The organism is uncultured Maricaulis sp. (genome assembly GCF_963976135.1).
Classification (GTDB): domain Bacteria; phylum Pseudomonadota; class Alphaproteobacteria; order Caulobacterales; family Maricaulaceae; genus Maricaulis.
In genome coordinates this window covers 1-2,367 of the sequence record NZ_CAXBKN010000179.1, presented here as the reverse complement: position 1 = coordinate 2,367, position 2,367 = coordinate 1, and the positions used below count along the sequence as shown (strand labels likewise).

The following is a 2,367-nucleotide window of genomic DNA, read 5'->3' as shown; positions in this document are numbered from 1 at the left end:
AGGTGATTGATCAGGCGGCCGAATGTGTCTGCATCGACCAGGCCGGGCAGGGGTTCGCCATCAATCATGACCTGGCGATTGCCCAGGAAATATGTGTATTCGGAGGCGCCCGGCGCGCGGCGTGCTTCGAGCAGTTCGCCGTTGAACAGGAAACGTGGCGTGCTGTCGATGCCCTCGGCGAGCGCACGTTCATGCGCGGCGACGATCTCCGCATTGATGTCCTGGTCGTTGAGGCAGGCGTCAAACGCGGCTTCGCTCATGCCCATGGAGCGGGCGATGGCGAGGTATTGGCTACGCGCGCCGCCGGGCTGGGCTGCAGCCTGGAAAATCGCACGTTGCTGCTGGAATAACAGGTCGAGCATGTCGAAATAGCGCTCGGGCGCGACGCAATGGGCGAGCGCGAAACCGGCGATCGCGAATTGCGGCGAACCGGTGATCATTTCGCGGAACACATAACGCATGCGGCCGGTCTCGACATAATTGGTGTCGATCATCGGCCAGACGTCTTCATGGAAGCTGGCACAATGGCCACAGGCGACCGAGGCGTATTCAACCATGGTCAGCGACGCATCAGCGCTGCCCATGCCGCGGTCGCTGCCACGCTCGTAAGCGGTCTGGCCGGCGCCGGCCGGGTCGGTTTCGCCGCCGCAGGCACTCAGGGCCAGGCTGGCTGTAAGGGCGATGGCGGAAAATACGCGTCGGGTCAGTTGCATTGCGGGTGTCCCCCTGGGTCACAAATCGGTGGCGTTGCGGCTTTTGACACTATTGCCGAAACGATCAAGCGCGGACAATAGCCGTGTCTCGAGGCTTTGCTCCACCCCCTCGCTCACTTGTGATGCGGATGGAGGTTTCGTCATCTTGGATGTGTCCGGCAGAGGCGCGCGGGTTGCGCCCTGCAGAACACGAAGTCGCGTCGGGGAGCGCTCGCCGGCAAACAGGCGCACGCGCTCGAGGATACGGCGGCTTTCCGCCTGCAATACGGCGGCGGCCGGGCCGCGGGCGCGGATCACCAGCACCCGGTTGCCGGCTGCATTCTGGATCGCCTCGGGCATGCACCATTCCGCCAGCCGCGCGCCGACGATTTCGGGCCAGTGCTCGACCAGCCGCTCGACCCCGACGCCGAAACGCCGCGCAAGCGGTTTGAGGATACGCTCGGCCGCCCGCCCGGCCGGCGGCGCGGCCCGGATCGCACGGCGTCCGCGATGCGTTTCCAGGAAGCGGCGCGCCTGCCGTTCGAGAGTTGACGAAGGGGGTTTGGAGACCATGCTGGCATTCTCGCCTCGATGGGGCGGCGCTGCAAGTTACGGAACATATGGACGAGCTGACGAAAATCACCGCCCTGCGCCAGGCTCTGCTCGGCTGGTATGATCGCGAAGGCCGCACGCTACCCTGGCGTCTGCGTCCGGAGGACCGGCGCGCGGGGCGCGTGGCTGATCCCTATGCGGTCTGGCTGTCGGAAATCATGCTGCAACAGACCACCGTGCCGCACGCGACGCCCTACTGGCATCGCTTTCTGGAGCTATGGCCGCGGGTCGAGGATCTGGCTGGTGCGCCGCGTGAGGATGTGATGCGCGAATGGGCCGGGCTGGGCTATTACGCCCGCGCCCGCAATCTGCATGCCTGTGCCGGCGTCGTTGCGCACGAGATGGGCGGAGACTTTCCGGACAGGTTGGACGCGCTGCGGGCACTGCCTGGCATCGGCGAATATACCGCCAACGCCATCCTTGCCGCCGCCTTCGACAAGCCGGCCAGTGTTGTTGACGGCAATGTCGAGCGCGTCCTGACCCGCTTTTGCCGCATCGAAACGCCGATGCCGAAAGCCAAGCCGGAGATCCGCCGCCTCGCGGCAGAACTCGCCGATCCGGTGCGCCCCGGCGACTACGCCCAGGCGATCATGGATCTCGGGGCGACGGTCTGCACCCCGCGCAGTCCCGATTGCGGAAATTGTCCCTGGGGTTTTGCCTGCGCGGCGAGGGCGCAGGGCGATATGCTCAATTATCCGAGAAAGCTCAGGAAAATAGCCCGCCCCATCCGCCATGGCACGGCCTGGCTGGTGCGCCGCCAGGGCCGGATCTGGTTGCGGCAACGGGCCGACAAGGGCCTGCTCGGCGGCATGATGGAAGTGCCCTCAAGCGCATGGGGCGAGCCGGGCGCGGCAAGCGAGCCGCCCTTCAATGCCTCTTGGGAGGATCGCGGCGAGATTCGTCACGTCTTCACCCATTTCGAACTGCGGCTCTCCGTTCACGAGGCCGAGGCTGGCCCCGGTTGGGAGCCGCAGGAAGGTATCTGGGCCGAGGATGATGCCCTGCAGGATCACGCCCTGCCGAGCGTGATGCTCAAGATCGTCTCGCGGCGCAAACCTGCCAG

3 protein-coding genes are annotated in these 2,367 nt (G+C 65.8%); 1 reads left to right on the top strand and 2 read right to left on the bottom strand.

Translation table 11 applies throughout. The annotated features are described in order from the left end of the window. A partial coding sequence (locus tag AAC023_RS14355) for a thioredoxin domain-containing protein (RefSeq protein ID WP_339741974.1) occupies positions 1 to 713 on the bottom strand: 713 nt, incomplete at its 3' end. Between the two features lie 18 nt (positions 714 to 731). Beyond that, complete coding sequence (locus AAC023_RS14350) at positions 732 to 1,265, bottom strand: DUF721 domain-containing protein (protein WP_339741972.1); 534 nt, start codon at positions 1,263 to 1,265, stop codon at positions 732 to 734. A 47-nt stretch (positions 1,266 to 1,312) separates the two neighbouring features. Between AAC023_RS14350 and mutY the strand changes: the two genes are divergently transcribed. After that, positions 1,313 to 2,367, top strand: a 1,055-nt coding sequence (gene mutY / locus AAC023_RS14345; RefSeq protein WP_339741970.1) for an A/G-specific adenine glycosylase, incomplete at its 3' end; no start/stop codon positions are given.